This is a genomic window from Sphingosinicella sp. CPCC 101087 (assembly GCF_004151485.1).
Lineage (GTDB): Bacteria > Pseudomonadota > Alphaproteobacteria > Sphingomonadales > Sphingomonadaceae > Allosphingosinicella.
In genome coordinates this window covers 86,280-103,443 of sequence record NZ_SBFF01000010.1, presented here as the reverse complement: position 1 = coordinate 103,443, position 17,164 = coordinate 86,280, and the positions used below count along the sequence as shown (strand labels likewise).

Sequence of the window (17,164 nt, the reverse complement as noted above, 5' to 3'; positions counted from 1 at the left end):
AAAGGGAAGCGAAGAGTTTGCGCGAGCTCTCGCTGCGGCAACGCGCAAGATGACGAAGCGTCTGCACCAAGACCATCATGCCAGCACGGGTGGCATCCGAGTGGATCCCGCGTCGTGTCCGGTCCATGCGGGAAGGCGGGGTCCGCCACATGACCAATGCGCCGTGCGAGCGCATCTTTCGGGTGAGGCGTGCGCTTGATTCCCGGCCCTCGCCGGAGCGACGAGCAAGACGCAAGCCGGTGCTTTGACCGCCCGCCCCGGCTTTGCCATAGCCGCGGGCCATGGCGCTTTATCCCCTCGTGCGGCCGTTCGCCTTCGCGCTGGATGCGGAGCGGGCGCATCGGTTGACGATCCGCGCGCTCAAGCTGCTTCCGCCGGGCCTGCCGCCCAAGCCCGATCCGATGCTCTCGATCGAGGTCGCCGGCCTGGTCTTTCCCAATCCGGTCGGACTGGCGGCCGGCTTCGACAAGAATGCCGAGGTATTCCGGCAGATGCTGGGATTCGGATTCGGTTTCGTCGAGGTCGGCACGCTGACGCCGAGGCCCCAGCAAGGCAATCCCGTGCCGCGGCTGTTCCGGCTGGCCGAGGATCGCGCCGTGATCAACCGGATGGGCTTCAACAACGACGGACAGCCTGCGGCGCTGGCGCGGCTTGAGCCGCCCGCGCACGCGCGTCACCGCGGCATAGTCGGGATCAATGTCGGCGCGAACAAGGACAGCCCAGACCGGATCGCCGACTATGGCGCCGGCGTTCTGGCGGCCCTGGGTGTCGGCGACTATCTGACGATCAACATCTCGTCGCCCAACACGCCGGGCCTGCGGGCGCTGCAGGATCGGGCGGCGCTCGAGGCGCTGCTTGTCGCCGTCATGGAAGCGCGCGGCGCCGGACCGCCCGTCTTCCTCAAGGTGGCGCCGGACCTGGAGCCGGCGGAGATAGAGGGTATCGCCAGAGCCGCGATCGACGCGAGGGTCGATGCCTTGATCGTCGGCAATACCACGGTGAGCCGGCCGGTGCTCCGGTCTCGCCACCGCAACGAGGCCGGCGGCCTCTCGGGCGCGCCGCTGAAGGCTCTCGCGCTGGAGCGCCTGCGCGGCTTTCGCCGGGCAACCGGCGGAGCCTTGCCGTTGGTGGCCGTCGGGGGAATCGAGAACGGCGTCGATGCCTTCGACCGGATTCGCGCCGGCGCCAGTCTGGTCCAGCTCTATACCGCCTTGGTCTATGAGGGCCCGGGGCTGGCGGCCCGAATTCTCGGCGAGCTGAGGCGGCTCATGACGCTGAACGGCTTCGCCCGACTCAGCGATGCCGTAGGTGCCGAAGTCGGACCCGATCGATCAGTGTGAACGGGAAAATCCGCTGGAACCCGCGCCGGCACCTCCACATTTCTGCAGGCGGAGAAAAGACATGTCCGCCGACCTCGCCAAGACGTTCACATATCTCGCCATCCATCTGACGATCGGGTTCAGCGTCGCTTATGTCCTGACCGGATCGGTGGCGATCGCCGGCGGAATCGCCCTCATCGAGCCGTGTCTCAACGCCGTGGCCTTCTTCTTCCACGAGAAAGCGTGGAAGAAGAAGGGGCGGCTTGCGTTCGGCGGTCCATGGCGGCGGGCCACCCACGCCTGAGGGCCTGGCGGGGCCAACGCGCCATTCTTTGTAATCACATCGCCAGTCGCGAATGGAATTGAGCGTCTCGGCTCCAGGCGTGGCCGGGGCTACGTTGGGCAGTCAAGGCCATTTCATGGTTCCCACTTTACCGCGCGATGCTCTAAGCGACCCCCATGCTCCAGCGCCTTCTCCTCGTCTTCGCCCTGCTGCTCGGCGCCTGCGCCACCCAGCCCGCCACCGCCGATCCGGCAGGCGCCTCGGCCGCACGCGGCGCCATCTCCGCCGCGGACCCGCGGGCCGCCGAAGCCGGGATGGAGATCTTGCGCGCCGGCGGCAACGCCGCCGACGCCGCCGCGGCGGTGATGCTCGCCCTCACCGTGGTCGAGCCGCAATCGTCGGGGATCGGCGGAGGCGGCTTCCTCGTCCATCATGACGAGCATAGCGGGGAGCTGACCGGCTTCGACGGGCGCGAAACCGCGCCCGCGGCGGCGACACCCGCCTATTTCCTGGACGCGGAAGGGCGGCCGCGCGGCCGCCGGGACGCGATCCCGGGTGGACTCAGTGTCGGTGTGCCGGGCAATCTTCGGCTGATCGAGATGGCGCACGAGCGGCACGGGCGGCTACCCTGGGCGCGGCTGTTCGCGCCCGCGATCCGGCTCGCCCGCGACGGTTTCCAAATCACGCCGCGTCTGCATCGGGGGCTTTCCAATCCAGATGCGCGGGCGCGGCTGACCGCCTGGGGCAGGACCCAATTCTATCAGCCGGACGGGCAACCCAAGCCGGTCGGAACCCTGGTGCGCAATCCGGAGCTCGCCGCCCTGCTCGAGCAGGTGGCGGCGCGCGGTCCGGAGCATTTCTACACGGGCGCCGCCGCCGAGGCGCTGGTGCGGACGGTGCGGACGGCCGAGCGCAACCCTTCGCCGATGACCCGGGACGACCTTGCCACTTACCGGGCGCACGAGCGGCCGGTGCTGTGCGGCCGCTACCGCCAATACCGGATCTGCGGGATGAGCCCGCCTTCGTCGGGCGGGACGACCGTCTTCGCGATCCTGAAGCAGCTGGAGCGGTTCGACCTGCGCGCGCTCGGGCGCGAGAATCCGCGTGCCTGGCATCTGATCGCCGAATCGATGCGGCTCGCTTATGCGGACCGCGACGCCTATGTCGGCGATCCCGACTTCGTCGAAGTGCCGTTCCGAGGCCTGATGGACGAGGACTATCTCGCTTCGCGCTCGGCCCTGATCTCGCCCGACCGGGCCATGGCGCATGCCGCGCCGGGGCGGCCGCCGGGGGCGCGGGCACGCACGCCGGGGGTTGCCGCCGAAGTGCCCTCCACCTCTCATTTCGTCGCGGTCGACGGCGCCGGGAACGTCGCCTCCTACACTTCGACGATCGAAGGCGCCTGGGGCTCCGGCCTCACCGTCAACGGCCATTTCCTGAACAACGAGCTGACCGACTTCAGCTTCGCGCCCGAGGAGGACGGAGCACCGGTGGCGAACCGGGTGGAGGGCGGCAAGAGGCCGATGAGCTCGATGTCGCCGACCATCGTCTACGGACCGGACGGCGAGGTCCGGATCGCGATCGGCGCGGCGGGCGGGACGACGATCGTGGCCCAGGTGGCCAAGGCGCTGATCGGCGTCCTCGACTGGGACATGTCGGCGCAGGAGGCGATCGCGATGCCTCAGGTGATGGGCCTGGGAGACCGCGTCCTGATCGAGCGCGCCACTGCGTTCGAATCCCTGGCGGAGCCGCTCCGCGCGATGGGCCACGACGTCGCCCTGGTCGAGCCGGGTTACAAGGCGAATGCAGTGGAACGGGTGGGCGGCCGCTGGGTGGGCGCCGCCGACCCACGTAGCGAGGGCGTAGGGATCGTCGAATGACGATTGTCCGATTCGGGCACGATCGGACCCGGAGCCGGAATAGCGAAGTGCTTCCACCCCGGAGGATCAGGCTCTAGGAAAGGCGCGAAAAGAGGACGCCGGAGCGCTTCCGGGGAGGGGTGATGCGCCAGCTCGAACACTTTCCCAACCTGGTGACGATGTTCTTCGCCCGTGCCCGCGAGCAAGGCGACGCCCCATTCCTGTGGGCGAAGCGACAGGGCGCCTGGCGCCCGATCAGCTGGAACGAAGCCGCCGACAAGGTAGCGAGGCTCGCTGCAGCGCTGAAGCGGCTCGGCCTGGACAAGGGTGACCGGGTGATGCTGGTTTCGGAGAATCGGCCGGAATGGCTGATCTCCGATCTGGCGATCATGGCCGCCGGCTGCGTCACCGTGCCGACCTACACGACCAACATGGAGCGCGACCACCAGCACATATTGGACGACAGCGGCGCGCGCGCGGTGATCGTGTCGACCCAGAAGCTGGCGAAGCCGCTGCTCCCCGCCACCGTTCGCAGCTCGATTTGCGAGCATGTCGTGATGATGGAGGCGCCTCCTTCCGGGCAGGGCCAGGCCGGCAACGTCGGGATGCACGACTGGTCGGCGCTGATCGAGGCGGAAGCTGCGGACGTCGAGGGCTGCGCGTCCGCCGCCGACTTCCGGCGCGAGGACCTCGCCTGCATCATCTACACGTCGGGTACGGGCGGCGCGCCGCGCGGCGTGATGCAGCATCACGGCGCGATCCTCCACAATATCGAGGGTTGCACCGCGTTGATCGCGGAGGATTTCGGCTGGGGCGACGAAACCTTCCTTTCCTTCCTTCCGGCGAGCCATGCTTATGAGCATACCGGCGGGCAGCTTTTCCCGATCGGGCTCGGCGCGCAGATCTATTATTCGGAAGGCCTGGAGAAGCTGGCATCGAACATCGAGGAAGTGCGACCGACGATCATGGTCGTGGTCCCGCGCCTGTTCGAGGTGCTGCGCCAGCGTATCCTCAAGAGCGTGGAGAAGCAGGGCGCGTTCGCCAGCTACCTGCTGCGGCGAGCGCTCGCCATCGGCGCCAAGGACTATGCGGGATCCATTCCCCTGCTGGACCGGCCGATGGATCTGTTCCTGGCCAAGACCTTCCGGCCGAAGGTGGCGGCACGGTTCGGCGGGCGAATCAAGGCGATGGTGTCGGGCGGCGCGCCGCTGAACCCGGAGGTCGGCATCTTTTTCCATTCGCTCGGCATCACCTTGCTGCAAGGCTACGGCCAGACCGAGGCGGCGCCGGTGATCAGCTGCAACCGCCCGCGCGTCGGCCTGAAGATGGACACGGTCGGTCCGCCGCTCGGGAACACCGAGGTGAGGATTGCCGACGACGGCGAGATCCTCGTCCGGGGCGAGCTGGTCATGCACGGCTACTGGCGCAATACGGCGCAGACCGAGCGGACGCTGGTGGACGGCTGGCTGCACACTGGGGATGTCGGCCATCTCGACGAGAAGGGTCGGATCGTCATCACCGACCGAAAGAAGGACATCATCGTCCTCGACAAAGGCGACAATGTCGCGCCGCAGAAGGTCGAGGGCATGCTGACGCTGCAGTCCGAAATCCTCCAGGCGATGGTGGTCGGGGACAAGCGTCCGTATCTGGTAGGGCTGATCGTGCCCGATCCCGAATGGTCGGCGGACTGGTGCGCATCGAACCGCCGCAGCTGCGACTTCGAGCGGATGAAGACCGATCCGGATTTCGTCCGCGCCCTCGCCGCGGCCGTGGACCGGGTGAATGCCGAGCTGTCGGTGATCGAGAAGGTCCGCCGCTTCATCGTCGCCGACGAGCCGTTCACGGTCGAGAACGAGCAGCTGACGCCGTCGATCAAGATCCGTCGCCACGTCATCAAGGCCGTCTATGGCGAGCGATTGGACGCGTTGTACCGTAAATAGAGCTCGCAAGGCGCGGCAGCCGTCAATGCTGCGCCCAGCACCTGTCCCGACGGCCTAGCTCGCAGCGGCCGCGAGGTTTGTTCGGCGAGGCGCTGCCGGAGGCATCCGGGCCTGCGCCCGGCCGTGCCGCCCGCGCTTCACCCCCGAAAGCGGCTATGACGTGCGAAGTCGGCGTTCTACGACTTTCCCTCTCCGCGCGATTTCGGACTTCGGAGCCGCTATCCCGCCCGGCGATAGGGCACGAAGTCTCCCAGGCCGCAGCCGCCATATTCCATCCCGGTTGTGGGATCGAACACGACGGCAATATCGCCGCGGCAGAGCCGAGTGCTCGTCGTCCGGGTTCTCAGGGCACGACCATAGTCCAGGCTCGGGCAGCCCCCTGCGGGCCGGTTGACGTAGACGATGTCGCTCGGGCCGTCGAACAGAAGCACGCCTTCCCCAACGGATCGGTTGCCGCGAATGTCGCGCTGATTGACGCAGGGCACCGGCGCGCCCGCGGTTCGGCCTTCGAGCTCGCTCGCAAGCTCGGCCTGCGCGTCGGCGGAGAGCTCGACCGGTTCCTGGTTCATGCAGCCGGCCAGCAGACCGGCTGCAGCGACCGCGACGAATGTCTTCATGCTGGCCTCCTCCGAAATCAACGTTCCGCGGCCGACTTGGCTCCCCCTCTTCAGCCGCGGAAGCCGTCCTTGGCCTCACGCCGTCGCGCGAACTCCTCGACCGTCGCGGCTCGCACGAACGGATTGGTGGCGCGTTCCAGGCCGATCGTCGTCGGCACGGTCGCCTCACCGGCTGCTCGTGCCGACTCGACCTTCTCCATCCGCTGGGCGAGCGCTTGGTTCTCCGGCTCGACGGTGAGGGCAAAGCGGCCGTTGGAGAGGGTATATTCGTGCGCGCAATACACCTCGGTGTCTTCGGGAAGCGCGGCGAGGCGCTGGAGGTTGGCGTGCATCTGCCCGGCGCTCCCCTCGAAGAGACGGCCGCAGCCCATCGCGAACAAGGTGTCGCCGACGAAGATCAGGCCTTCCTCTGCGAGATGATAGGCGATGTGGCCGGCAGTATGCGCGGGCACTTCCAGGACCTGCGCCTCGAGACCGCCAATTGCCACCCTGTCCCCTTCCTTCACCTGCCGATCGAGGGTGGGGATCCGCTCCGCCTCGGCCGCCGGTCCGGTCACTCTCGCGCCGGTCGCCGCCTTGATCGCCTCGTTGCCGCCGGTGTGATCGGGGTGCCAATGGGTGTTCCAGATCTGGGTGACGCGCCAGCCGCGTCGTGCCGCCTCTTCGAGCACCGGCTCGGCGACCGCCGGATCAATTACGACGGTCTCGCCGGAGGTCGGCTCGTGCGCGAGCCACACATAATTGTCGCTGAGGGCGGGGATTCGCGCGATCTCGAGCATGTTCGGCCGTTACTCCCTGCCGCGCAGCAGCGCCAGCGCTTCCCGGGCCAGCCGAGCCGTGAGCTCACGCGCCGGGAGCTCCGGGGCCGGCCGCGCCGACTGTCCCGACCACATCGGCGTGAATCCGGTCTCGCCGCGCTCCGCCGCGGCCCGGGCGAGCGGCGCCAGCGCAGCGCTGGCGAGCGGAAAAGGCGGCGCCTCCCGCCGCACCGGCCCGAGCGCCTCGGTAAGCCGCGTCGGCAGCCCGCGCGCGAGCCCGCCGCTGAACAGGTTGGTGAAGGCCGTCCGCTCCGCAAGCTCGGTTTCGAGCGCGCCGCGATGCGCGGAGCCGATCAGGCTCTCGGGTGAGCGCAGATATGCGGTGCCGATCTGGACCGCTGCCGCGCCCAGCATCAAGGCGGCGGCGACTCCGCGGGCATCGGCGATCCCGCCGGCGGCGACCACCGGAAGCCCGGTCGCGTCGACGATCTGCGGCAGGAGTGCGAACAGGCCCATCTGCTCGTCGGCGGGGGCGCCGAGAAAGCGGCCGGCATGCCCGCCCGCTTCCCAGCCCTGGGCAACGATCGCGTCGACACCCCGCCCTGCCAGCACCCGCGCCTCGGATATCGTCGTCGCGGTAGCGAGAATTCGTGCGCCGCTCGCCTTCGCGCGTTGCAGCAGCGCGGCGTCGGGCAGGCCGAAGTGAAAGCTGACCAGTTCGGGACGCACTTTTTCGACGACCGCGCACATGGCTTCGTCGAACGGCCGGCGCACCGGCGCCTCGGCCTCGGAAGGGGCAAGGCCATATTCCGCATAGAAGGGGCGGAGAAGCTCACGCCACGCGCCGAGGTCGGCCGCCTCGGGCAGGCGATGGCAGAAGAAGTTGAGATTGAGCGGACCGGCGCAGCGGTTCCGCACCTCTCCGACCTGCTCCCGCACCGTATCCGGCGTCAACATGGCGCAGGGCAGCGACCCGACGCCGCCGCCCTCGATCGCGGCGGCCGCCAACGCTACGCCGCCTGCGCCGGCCATCGGTGCGGCGATGATAGGGTGGCGACTGCCGAGCAGCGCCGCGAAGCGCGCGTCGGGCCAGGCGCCGGACCCGCTCACCAGTGGCCGACGTTCGGCATCGACGCCCAGGGCTCTTCGACGGGCAGGTTGCCGCCCTTTTGGAGCAGCTCGATCGAGATTCCGTCGGGCGTGCGGACGAACGCCATGCGGCCCTCGCGCGGCGGCCGGTTGATCGTGACGCCGGCCTCCATCAGCCGCCGGCATGTGGCGTAGACGTCGTCCACCTCATAAGCGATGTGGCCGAAATTGCGGCCCTCTCCATAGCCTTTCTCATCCCAATTGTGAGTGAGCTCGACCTGGGCGTCCTCGTTGCCGGGCGCGGCGAGGAAGATGAGGGTGAAGCGGCCCTGCTCGCTGTCCATCCGCCGCACCTCATTCAGGCCGAGAAGCTCGAAGAAGCGGATCGTCTCTTCGGGATCGGAGACGCGGATCATCGTGTGGAGATATTTCATCGGGGCACCTGCCAAGGGGAATGCTTGCCGCCCGAATAGGCCTTTCCGCCGGTCGGGGCCAGCCCGCGGTCCGCCGCGCGTGTCCGAGATTATCCTGTTTTGTTCCAGGAGAGCCCCAGTCGGGGCGACGATGCGGGTGAGCAGGCACAGCAAACTTGGTTGGTCTATCGGAGGAATTTCTGGCGCTCGCCGTAATCAGGTTTCCCGGCGTCTCCCGGAACGCCCGTTGCGCTCGGCTGGCGGCGCAGCGCTCCGAGGTGCTGGAGGAGATCGCCGACCAGAACCGTTGATCCTCATAAATGCACGGTTCATCGACACAATGCGATTTCCCAGAACGTGCGGATCTCCCGCGTTGAAGAAGGGGCAGGTCACATGGCTGACGTTTCCAGGCCGGACCGCAACGTCACCCTGATCGCCGCGCTTGTGCTGGCGGTCGGAATTGTCATCGGCGGCTATCTGCTCGGGGACGGGCTGCGCCGGGCCAGGATGGCCGACCGGGCGGTGACCGTGCGCGGCCTCGCCGAGCGCGACGTGACCGCCAACCTCGCCAATTGGACGGTCAACTTCACCGCCCAGGGCACCGAACTGGCAGCGGTCCAGACCGAGATCGACCGAGACGCGGCCACCGTCGTCCAATTCTTCCGTGCCGCCGGCTTCCCTGCCGACGCGGTGACCGATGCCGGCGGATCGGTGACCCAGTATTTCGACAGCAATCGCGGCGAGAACAACGTCACCATCAACCGCCGCATCCAGCTACGAACGACGGACGTCATGCGCGCGCGCCAGACTTATGCCCGCCAATTCGACCTGATCCGCCGCGGAGTCGCGATCCAGGAGGGATCGGCGATGCAATATGTCTTCACCCGGCTGAACGCGATCAAGCCGGAGATGATCGCGGAGGCGACCCAGGATGCCCGCCGCGGCGCCGAGCGCTTCGCCAGCGATTCGGGCACCGGCGTCGGCGGGATAAGATCGGCGACGCAGGGTTATTTCTCGATCGGGCCGCGCGATGGCGATTCGGTCGAGGATGGCTATGGCGGCCGCGACTCGCCCTTTCAGAAAGTGCGAGTGGTGACGACGATCGAGTTCTATCTCGATTGAGGCGGACGCGGCGGCTCCGTCCGGGCCACGGGGGTGGTCTGGGTAGGCGCAGCCGAACTCGCTGGACCCTCCACCTCACGCAGGGTCTCCAGGCTCTCCCGCGCTGCCCGCCCGGCTGCGCTGTCCGGCGCGCCCTCTGCGACGCGGCGATAGAGCCTTTCCGCCTCGGCCATGTCGCCGGCCAGGCCAGCGATCGTGCCGCCCAGCAAGGCTATGTCCGGATCGTCGGGGGCAATGTCCATCGCCTTCGCGATGTCGGTGCGGGCTCGGTCCAGGTCGCCCTGGCGTCGCGCGAGTGCGGCCGAGAGGTACCAGCCGAACGGATCGGCGGGCACGAGCGCGAGAGCCCGATCGAGATCCTGGCGCGCACCCGCCGCATTGTCGAGCGCGACCATGGCCCGGGCTCGGTCGATATGGACCTCGCCGCGCAGCTCGTCGCTGAGATCGGTCGTGGCGAGGGCCGCATCCAGCGCCATGATCGCGCGGGTCGGCTCGCCGCCGGCAAGCCAGGCGTTGCCCGCCTGCACCCAAAGGTCGGCGCGGCGGGAGTCGCGGGCGAGATCGGCGTCGCGGCTCGCCTCCTCATACACCCTTGCCGCCTCGGCCCAGCGCTGCTGAGCGACATAAGCCAGACCGAGGCACTGGCGGGCCAGGAGGCCACCGCCTTCGAGCCGCCAGGCATTGGCAATGTCGACGGCGCGAGCCGAATCGACGCGGACCATGGCGCTGCACGAGGCGAAGCGCGCTTGCCGGGCAGCTTCGACGGCATCTGCCGCCGGAGCCGGTGGTGCGGGCTGGCCGGCCGGGACTTCATTCTGGGCAAGCGCGGCGAGCGCCAGCAGGATCGCGATCACATCGGCTCCATCAAGGCTGCGACCGTCGCTATCAGCAAAGCAAGGTCGGAATCGCGCGAAAGGCGATGATCGCCCTCCTTGACCAGCATCGTCTGCACGTCGCCTGAACGCAGGCGGTTCATGATCTCGAGCGACCAGGTCCAGGGCACGTCCTCGTCGCGCTGGCCATGAAGCAGCCGAACCGGGCAGTCGAGCGCGACCGGCCCGTGCAGCAAGCGAAGCGCCTCCCCGCTCTCCCAGAAGGCGCGGGTGGTGACGATCGGCTGCTCGCCATGGGGGTTCGGCTCGACCAGCCTGCCTTCGCGCAGGATGGTGAGCTTCTGCTCCTCGGTAAAGCCCCAGCTGGTGAAATCCGGCGCCGGGGCGATTCCGACGAGGCCGGCAACCCGCTCGGGCCGGGCCAGCGCCGCGAGCAGCATCAGCCAGCCGCCCATAGAGGAGCCGGCGAGCACGACCGGTCCCTCGACGACTCGGTCGATCATCGCGAGGACGTCGCGGCGCCAGTCGTGCAAGGTCTGCGCCTCGAACTCGCCCCCGCTCGCACCGCACCCCGCATAATCGAAGCGCAGCATCGCCCGCCCCTGCGTGGCCGCCCAAGCGTCGAGCGCGGTGGCCTTGCCGCCTTCCATGTCGGACATGTAGCCCGGTAGGAACAGCAGGGTCGGCCCGCGGCCCGGGCGATGGCGATAGGCGAGGAGGACGCCGTCGCCGACGTCGAGATAATCGATCCTGTCCATGGGCGGCGCCTAGACCGTTTGCCGGCGGGACGGAACCTCTCGGCCTGCGAGACGGCCACAAACGGGTCCTCGATCACATGGTGAAGGGAGCGGTGCGCGAACATGGCGGCCGCTCGGAAGCCAGCGGTTTGCTTGACAGGTCCCCGGCCCTATCTAATGCGCGCCCCTCAACCAGAATCCCGGAGCCCAGCAGCCGCATGACCGAGCTCATCAAAATCTCGCTTCCCGACGGATCGGTGCGGGAAGTCGAGCCCGGCACGACGCCGGCCGATATCGCCGCGGCGATCGGGCCAGGGTTGGCGAAGGCGGCGCTGGCGGCGCGCGTGAACGGCGAGGTGCGCGATATCGGCCGGCCGATCGACGCCGACGCCGAGCTGGCGATCGTCACCGCCAAGGACGAAGCGGCCGCGCTCGAGCTGGTGCGCCACGATTATGCCCACGTCCTGGCCGAGGCCGTCCAGAATCTTTTTCCCGGAACCCAGATCACCTTCGGGCCGGCGACGGACGACGGATTCTACTACGATTTCGCCCCGACGCCGGATCGCGGGCCGTTCACCGAGGAGGACCTGCCGGCGATCGAAGAGGAGATGCGCCGCGTCATCCGTGCCGACAAGCCGCTGGTGCGTGAGGTGTGGACGCGCGAACAGCTGATAGAGTGGTTCAAGGCGCATGGCGAAAGCTTCAAGGCTGAGTGGGCGCAGGAGCTTCCCGAGCATGAGGAGCTGACTGTCTACCGCTCCGGGGAGGATTGGCTGGACATGTGTCGCGGCCCGCACCTCGCCTCCACCGGTAAGCTCGATCCGAACGCCTTCAAGCTGACCCGCGTCTCCGGCGCCTATTGGCGAGCCGATCCTTCGAAGCCGATGCTGTCGCGCATCTACGGGACGGGCTGGCTCAATCGCAAGCAGCTCGACGCGTATCTCGTCAGGCTGGAAGAAGCCGCGAAGCGCGACCATCGTAAGATCGGCGCGGAGATGGACCTGTTCCACCTCCAGGCCGAGGCGCATGGTTCGGTTTTCTGGCACCCCAACGGCTATATCGTCTGGCGCCAGCTCGAAGCTTATCTGCGGCGCCGGCTCGACGCGGCGGGCTATCGCGAGGTGAAGACTCCTCAGTTGATGGACGCGCGCCAGTGGGAGCAGTCCGGCCACTGGGGTAAGTATCGCGAGAACATGTTCGTCGTGCCGGACGAGATTCCGGGTACCGAGGAGGACGAGCCTATCCTGAAGGGCGAAGGCGCGCTGATGGCGCTGAAGCCGATGAACTGCCCGGCGCATGTCCTGATCTTCCGACAGGGAATCAAATCCTATCGCGACCTGCCGATCCGCCTGGCGGAATATGGATGCTGCCACCGCAACGAGCCGCACGGCGCGCTGCACGGAATCCTGCGCGTGCGACAGTTCACCCAGGACGACGCCCACATCTTCTGCCGCGAGGATCAGATCGTCGAGGAAGTGCGACTGTTCTGCGACCTGCTCGACACCGTCTATCGCGATCTTGGATTCCCCGATTATGCCATCAAGCTGGCGCTTCGGCCCGAGCTGCGCTTCGGCACCGACGAAATGTGGGACAAGGCCGAGCAGGACCTGCGCGAAGCGGTCCGGCTCGCCGGCCGGGCCGGGCCGGAATATGGCTGGGAGGAGCTTCCGGGCGAGGGCGCCTTCTATTCGCCCAAGCTCGAATTCCACCTGACCGACGCGATCGGCAGGACCTGGCAGGTGGGAACGATCCAGCTCGACTACGTCATGCCGGCAAGGCTGGGCGCCTTCTATATCGGCGAGGACGGCGAGAAGCATGTGCCCGTGATGCTGCACCGGGCGATTCTCGGATCGATGGAGCGAATGATCGGCATCCTGATCGAGCATCATGCCGGCAAGTTCCCGCTCTGGCTGGCGCCGGTGCAGGCGGTGGTGGCGACGATCGTCTCCGATGCCGACGAATATGCCCGTGAGGTGACGGATGCGCTGGCGGCTGCCGGCCTGCGCGTCGAAGCAGACCTGCGCAACGAGAAGATCAACTACAAGGTGCGGGAACATTCACTGCGCAAGGTGCCGTATCTCCTCGTCATCGGACGACGCGAGGCCGACGAGCGCACCGTCGCCTTGCGGCCGCTCGGCGCCGACGCACGCCAGGAGGTCCTTCCGCTGGAGGCGGCAATCGCGCGGCTGAAGACCGAGGCGCTGGCACCGGACGAACGCTGAGCGAGACCCGAGGCCGCCGAAGGTCGAATCTGCGGCGCATCGGAAACGCGCGGGCGAAATTCGTGCACGGCACAAGCGCGCGCATCTTTCAATCGGCCGTGCGATTCACTAGGTGAGTGACCTTTACACATCAGGAGACAGCAACATACGTCCTCCCCTTGCCAGGCGCTCCGCCGCCCCGCCGCTCAGCGGCCCTCGCTATAACGAGCTCATCTCCGTGCCGCGCGTGCGCGTGATCGACGAGAATGGCGACAATCTCGGAGTCCTCCTCACCGCCGAAGCTATCGAACAGGCCCAGGAGGCCGGCCTCGACCTCGTCGAGGTGTCGCCCAATGCCGATCCGCCGGTCTGCAAGTTCCTTGACGTCGGCAAGTACAAATATGAGGCGCAGAAGAAGGCCAATCTCGCCCGGAAGTCGCAAAAGACGCAGGAGATCAAGGAGATCAAGATGCGTCCGAACATCGACGACCACGATTATGGCGTGAAGATGCGCAAGATCCACGAGTTCATCGAGGAAGGCGACAAGGTGAAGGTCACCCTGCGCTTCCGCGGACGCGAGCTGGCCCATGGCGAGCTCGGCATGCAGCTGCTGCAGCGGGTCCAGGCCGACGTGGCCGAGATCGCCAAGGTCGAGCAGCATCCGCGCATGGAAGGGCGCCAGATGCTGATGGTGCTCGCGCCCCGCTAGAGGCTTTCGAGTCGGACGGCGGAGCCCGCCGACTCGGAAATGTCGCGCTTCCGACCTTCTGGAACCCGCACCGATTCCCTCTGAACGAGTCCTGCCCGAAAGCTTCCGATCCAGACCGGAGAAGCGATGATTCGGCCGGCGGATGCGTCATGCGCACCGCCGGCGCATCCCCGCGGGCGCAGCGAACTAGCCCTTGCAGCGGCTCCGGACCGCGCCAGCGCGTCGTTTCGGCCTTTTGCGGCTGATCGACGAATTCTGGTCGAGCGGCGGCGAGGCCAGCTTTCCGTAGCGGCACCTTTTCAGCCCCGTTTCAAGATGCAACGCATCTGTTGCGGATTTGCAATGAACGGCGCCAAACCTACGGGAAACTGCGGATTTTTCGTTGGCGCAACTGTCGCATCGCGGTACCTCTCGGGGAAAATAGCCATTCCTTGGGAGGGGAAGCTGATGTCCAAGACTTTCTGGCTGCTGTCCGCGGGACTCGCGGCGATTGCCTCGCCGGCTCATGCGCAGGACGAGGAGCCGGCCGCCACCAGCACCAGCGGGGCCGAGAATGCCGCGGTCGACGACCAGGCCGCTGCAGGCGAGCAGAGCATCGTCATCACCGCCCAGGGCCGCCGCCAGCTTCTCCAGGACGTGCCGCTCGCGGTCCAGGCTGTCGGCGGCGAGCAGCTGCAAAATAGCGGCGCCAACGACATCCGTCAGTTGAACCAGCTCGCGCCTTCCCTCCTGGTCTCTTCGACCGGGACGGAGGCGAACGGGTCCGCCCGTATCCGGGGAATTGGCACTGTCGGCGACAATCCGGGCCTCGAAAGCTCCGTCGCCGTCTTCATCGACGGCGTCTACCGCTCGCGCAGCGGCATCGGCCTCAACGAGCTCGGCGAGGTGGAGCGGGTCGAAGTGCTCCGCGGGCCGCAGGGCACTTTGTTCGGCCGGAATGCATCGGCGGGACTCATCCACATCATCACGCGGAGGCCGGAATTCCAGTTTGGCGGCTTTGCCGAGCTGACCTACGGCAATTACGACAATATCCGTGCCGCGGGCGGGGTGACGGGGCCGATCAGCGAGGACCTCGCCTTCCGCATCGACGCGGTCTACAATCGCCGCGACGGCTTCTACGAGGTCGTAAATCCATCCGGCGGAACCGAATCGGACGTCAACGACCGCGACCGCCTGTTCGTTCGCGGGCAGCTGCTCTACGAGCCCAACGACTCGCTGTCGGTCCGCCTGATCGGCGACTATACCACCCGCGACGAGAGCTGCTGCGGCGCCGTCTATGTCGAGACCCGCGAGAGCTTCGATCCGACTCCGGGGTCACCGGGCGACTATGAATATGCGACGCGGGAGAACCGGATCGTCACGATCCTGCGTCGGATGGGCGGGATCCTGCCATCGGAAGGCGATCCGTATAATCGCCAGCTCGCGGTCTCTCCCGGGCGCACCTTCCGCAACGACACCACCGATTGGGGCGTGTCCGGCCAGATCGACTATGACTTCGGCGGCGCCACCCTGACCTCGATCACCGCCTATCGCGGCTACAGCTCCGAGGGCGCGGGCGATCTCGATTACGGCAATGTCGACATTCTCTATCGCGACGACGACGGCAATGCCGAGCGCCGCTTCCGCACCTTCACGCAGGAGCTGCGCCTCCAGGGCTCGGCGTTCGACGGCAAGCTCGACTGGCTGGTCGGCGGCTATTTCGCCAAGGAAGACCTGCGCATCGTCGATAACCTGAAATTCGGCACCCAATATGGCCCGTTCGCCGCCTGCCGCGCCCTCGCCGGCACCGGTGTCGAACCGTCGGGCCTGTTCCCCTTCCTCGATCCGGCCCAGCCCGCCTGCCTTTCGCCGACGGGAAGGGCCCTCGTTTCCGGACTCGTCCCGGGAATTCCCCCGGCCTTCGGGCCGGCAACGCCGATCCTGCTCACCGCGCTCGACAACCTCACGAACCTGCGCGACCTGGGTGACAATGGCTCGATCTACAATCAGGACAGCCGCAACTGGGCGCTATTCACGCACAACATCTTCAACATCACCGACCAATGGGCGGTGACGGTCGGCTTGCGGTACACGCGCGAGCACAAGGAGTTCGACGCCAGCTTCAACAACAACAACACCATCTGCCCCCAGCAGCAGGCGCTGCTGGGCCCGCTGCTCGCCAATCCGGCCCTCGCAGCGACCGCGGGCGGAATCATCACCCTGAGCTGCACGGGCAATTCGAGCTCGTCGCTGAACGCCCTCGATCTCGAGGACGAGTTCAGCGAGGGCGAATTCACCGGGACCGGCATCCTGTCCTACCAACCGAGCCCGCGCGAGCTATTCTACGCGAGCTATTCGCGCGGCTACAAAGCGGGCGGATACAATCTCGACCGCTCCGACCTCGGGACCGCTCTGTTCCCGCGCAGCAATGCCGACGCGGCGAACCTGCGCTTCGCTCCGGAGGTCGTGAACGCCTTCGAGGTGGGCATGAAGCTGACCCGGCGCAACTTCACCTTCAATGCCGCGATATTCCACCAGCGATTCCGCGACTTCCAGCTGAACACGTTCAACGGCACGGTCTTCATCGTGCAGAACATCAACAGCTGCGGGACCGACCTGGGTGGCGCCGACCGGGATCCTTCCGGCGCGACCGGCGCCTGCGATCCGGACGACGTGCAATCGGGCGTGACCTCGACCGGGCTCGAGCTGGAGGCGGTCCTCAATCCGATGCCGGACCTCACCTTCACGGCCGGCTACACCTATGCCAAGACCGAATATGAGGACAATCTGATCGGAAGCTCCGAGGGAGAGCCGCTCGACCCGTTCCTCTTCCTGCTACCCGGCCAGAACATGTCCAATGCGCCGGAACATGTCGCGACGGCGTCGATGGCCTGGACGCCCCCGATCGGGTCGAGCGGCCTTTCCGGGCTGCTCTACGTCGATGGCCGCATGACGTCGGACTTCAACACGGGGTCCGACCTGTTCCCCGAAAAGGAGCAGGACGCGTTCGTCGTGGTCAATGCGCGTGTCGGCATCCGCGGCGACGGCCAGCGCTGGGCGATCGAATTGTGGGCGCAGAACCTGTTCGACACCAACTATCAGCAGGTGGCGTTCAACACGCCGTTCCAGGGCGCGAACAGCCGGGCGCAAGTTGCCGCGTTCGGTGCGCCGAACTTCGCCACCGGGACCCAGATCTTCACGAGCTTCCTGGCCGAGCCGCGCACCTACGGAATCACCGGACGATTCCGGTTCTAGGCTTTCCGACCTGAGCGAGAGGGGAGAGAGGCCCCCGCGATCGCGGGGGC

The 17,164-nt window shown here is 67.2% G+C and carries 14 protein-coding genes; 8 read left to right on the top strand and 6 right to left on the bottom strand.

Annotated features, from left to right (window positions below):
• Positions 1-281 precede the first annotated feature (281 nt).
• The 4 genes from EKM57_RS16240 to EKM57_RS16225 all read left to right on the top strand — a co-directional run bounded on the left by EKM57_RS16240 (position 282) and on the right by EKM57_RS16225 (position 5,401).
• Positions 282-1,340, top strand: coding sequence for a quinone-dependent dihydroorotate dehydrogenase (locus tag EKM57_RS16240; protein ID WP_129793566.1), 1,059 nt, complete (start codon positions 282-284; stop codon positions 1,338-1,340).
• A gap of 61 nt (positions 1,341-1,401) precedes the next feature.
• Positions 1,402-1,623, top strand: a complete 222-nt coding sequence (locus EKM57_RS16235; protein ID WP_129793565.1) for a DUF2061 domain-containing protein — start codon at positions 1,402-1,404, stop codon at positions 1,621-1,623.
• A gap of 155 nt (positions 1,624-1,778) precedes the next feature.
• Positions 1,779-3,482 carry a gamma-glutamyltransferase gene (gene ggt / locus EKM57_RS16230; protein WP_129793564.1) on the top strand — a complete coding sequence of 568 codons (1,704 nt, stop codon included), beginning with the start codon at positions 1,779-1,781 and terminating at the stop codon, positions 3,480-3,482.
• Positions 3,483-3,604: 122 nt separating this feature from the next.
• Positions 3,605-5,401: a long-chain fatty acid--CoA ligase gene (locus EKM57_RS16225; RefSeq protein ID WP_129793563.1), complete on the top strand. Its 1,797-nt coding sequence runs from the start codon at positions 3,605-3,607 to the stop codon at positions 5,399-5,401.
• Between the two features lie 218 nt (positions 5,402-5,619).
• Here the strand turns inward: EKM57_RS16225 and EKM57_RS16220 are convergent, their stop codons facing one another.
• Genes EKM57_RS16220 through EKM57_RS16205 form a run of 4 tightly spaced genes read right to left on the bottom strand, consistent with a single transcriptional unit; the run spans position 5,620 to position 8,299 of the window.
• On the bottom strand, positions 5,620-6,018 hold the full coding sequence (locus tag EKM57_RS16220) for a hypothetical protein (protein ID WP_129793562.1): 399 nt from the start codon (positions 6,016-6,018) through the stop codon (positions 5,620-5,622).
• A 50-nt stretch (positions 6,019-6,068) separates the two neighbouring features.
• The gene (gene gloB, locus EKM57_RS16215) at positions 6,069-6,797 is read right to left on the bottom strand and encodes a hydroxyacylglutathione hydrolase (protein ID WP_129793561.1); all 729 of its coding nucleotides are present in this window, start codon (positions 6,795-6,797) and stop codon (positions 6,069-6,071) included.
• 9 nt (positions 6,798-6,806) lie between these two features.
• Positions 6,807-7,886 carry a nitronate monooxygenase family protein gene (locus EKM57_RS16210; protein ID WP_243451090.1) on the bottom strand — a complete coding sequence of 360 codons (1,080 nt, stop codon included), beginning with the start codon at positions 7,884-7,886 and terminating at the stop codon, positions 6,807-6,809.
• The gene (locus EKM57_RS16205) at positions 7,883-8,299 is read right to left on the bottom strand and encodes a VOC family protein (RefSeq protein WP_129793560.1); all 417 of its coding nucleotides are present in this window, start codon (positions 8,297-8,299) and stop codon (positions 7,883-7,885) included. The genes EKM57_RS16210 and EKM57_RS16205 overlap by 4 nt, the downstream gene beginning before the upstream one ends.
• Before the next feature lie 372 nt (positions 8,300-8,671).
• Between EKM57_RS16205 and EKM57_RS16200 the strand changes: the two genes are divergently transcribed.
• Positions 8,672-9,400, top strand: coding sequence for an SIMPL domain-containing protein (locus tag EKM57_RS16200; protein ID WP_129793559.1), 729 nt, complete (start codon positions 8,672-8,674; stop codon positions 9,398-9,400).
• Here EKM57_RS16200 and EKM57_RS16195 read toward each other — a convergent pair.
• Positions 9,388-10,254 (bottom strand): lipopolysaccharide assembly protein LapB, encoded by an 867-nt coding sequence (locus EKM57_RS16195; protein WP_206185470.1) that lies wholly within the window; start codon positions 10,252-10,254, stop codon positions 9,388-9,390. The genes EKM57_RS16200 and EKM57_RS16195 overlap by 13 nt on opposite strands.
• Positions 10,251-10,991, bottom strand: a complete 741-nt coding sequence (locus tag EKM57_RS16190; RefSeq protein WP_129793558.1) for a carboxylesterase — start codon at positions 10,989-10,991, stop codon at positions 10,251-10,253. The genes EKM57_RS16195 and EKM57_RS16190 overlap by 4 nt, the downstream gene beginning before the upstream one ends.
• Before the next feature lie 197 nt (positions 10,992-11,188).
• Here EKM57_RS16190 and thrS point away from each other — a divergent pair, with 197 nt between their 5' ends.
• From thrS to EKM57_RS16175, 3 genes are all read left to right on the top strand, one after another.
• Positions 11,189-13,192, top strand: coding sequence for a threonine--tRNA ligase (gene thrS / locus EKM57_RS16185; RefSeq protein ID WP_129793557.1), 2,004 nt, complete (start codon positions 11,189-11,191; stop codon positions 13,190-13,192).
• A gap of 145 nt (positions 13,193-13,337) precedes the next feature.
• Entirely contained in the window at positions 13,338-13,880 is a 543-nt protein-coding gene (gene infC / locus EKM57_RS16180) for a translation initiation factor IF-3 (protein ID WP_129793703.1), read from the top strand.
• Between the two features lie 447 nt (positions 13,881-14,327).
• On the top strand, positions 14,328-17,114 hold the full coding sequence (locus EKM57_RS16175; protein ID WP_129793556.1) for a TonB-dependent receptor: 2,787 nt from the start codon (positions 14,328-14,330) through the stop codon (positions 17,112-17,114).
• Positions 17,115-17,164: the final 50 nt, after the last annotated feature.

Coding starts and splice junctions, on each gene's coding strand:
- EKM57_RS16240 (WP_129793566.1), top strand. CDS start 282: ATGGCGCTTTATCCCCTCGTGCGGCCGTTCGCCTTCGCGCTGGATGCG.
- EKM57_RS16235 (WP_129793565.1), top strand. CDS start 1,402: ATGTCCGCCGACCTCGCCAAGACGTTCACATATCTCGCCATCCATCTG.
- ggt (WP_129793564.1), top strand. CDS start 1,779: ATGCTCCAGCGCCTTCTCCTCGTCTTCGCCCTGCTGCTCGGCGCCTGC.
- EKM57_RS16225 (WP_129793563.1), top strand. CDS start 3,605: ATGCGCCAGCTCGAACACTTTCCCAACCTGGTGACGATGTTCTTCGCC.
- EKM57_RS16220 (WP_129793562.1), bottom strand. CDS start 6,018: ATGAAGACATTCGTCGCGGTCGCTGCAGCCGGTCTGCTGGCCGGCTGC.
- gloB (WP_129793561.1), bottom strand. CDS start 6,797: ATGCTCGAGATCGCGCGAATCCCCGCCCTCAGCGACAATTATGTGTGG.
- EKM57_RS16205 (WP_129793560.1), bottom strand. CDS start 8,299: ATGAAATATCTCCACACGATGATCCGCGTCTCCGATCCCGAAGAGACG.
- EKM57_RS16200 (WP_129793559.1), top strand. CDS start 8,672: ATGGCTGACGTTTCCAGGCCGGACCGCAACGTCACCCTGATCGCCGCG.
- EKM57_RS16190 (WP_129793558.1), bottom strand. CDS start 10,991: ATGGACAGGATCGATTATCTCGACGTCGGCGACGGCGTCCTCCTCGCC.
- thrS (WP_129793557.1), top strand. CDS start 11,189: ATGACCGAGCTCATCAAAATCTCGCTTCCCGACGGATCGGTGCGGGAA.
- EKM57_RS16175 (WP_129793556.1), top strand. CDS start 14,328: ATGTCCAAGACTTTCTGGCTGCTGTCCGCGGGACTCGCGGCGATTGCC.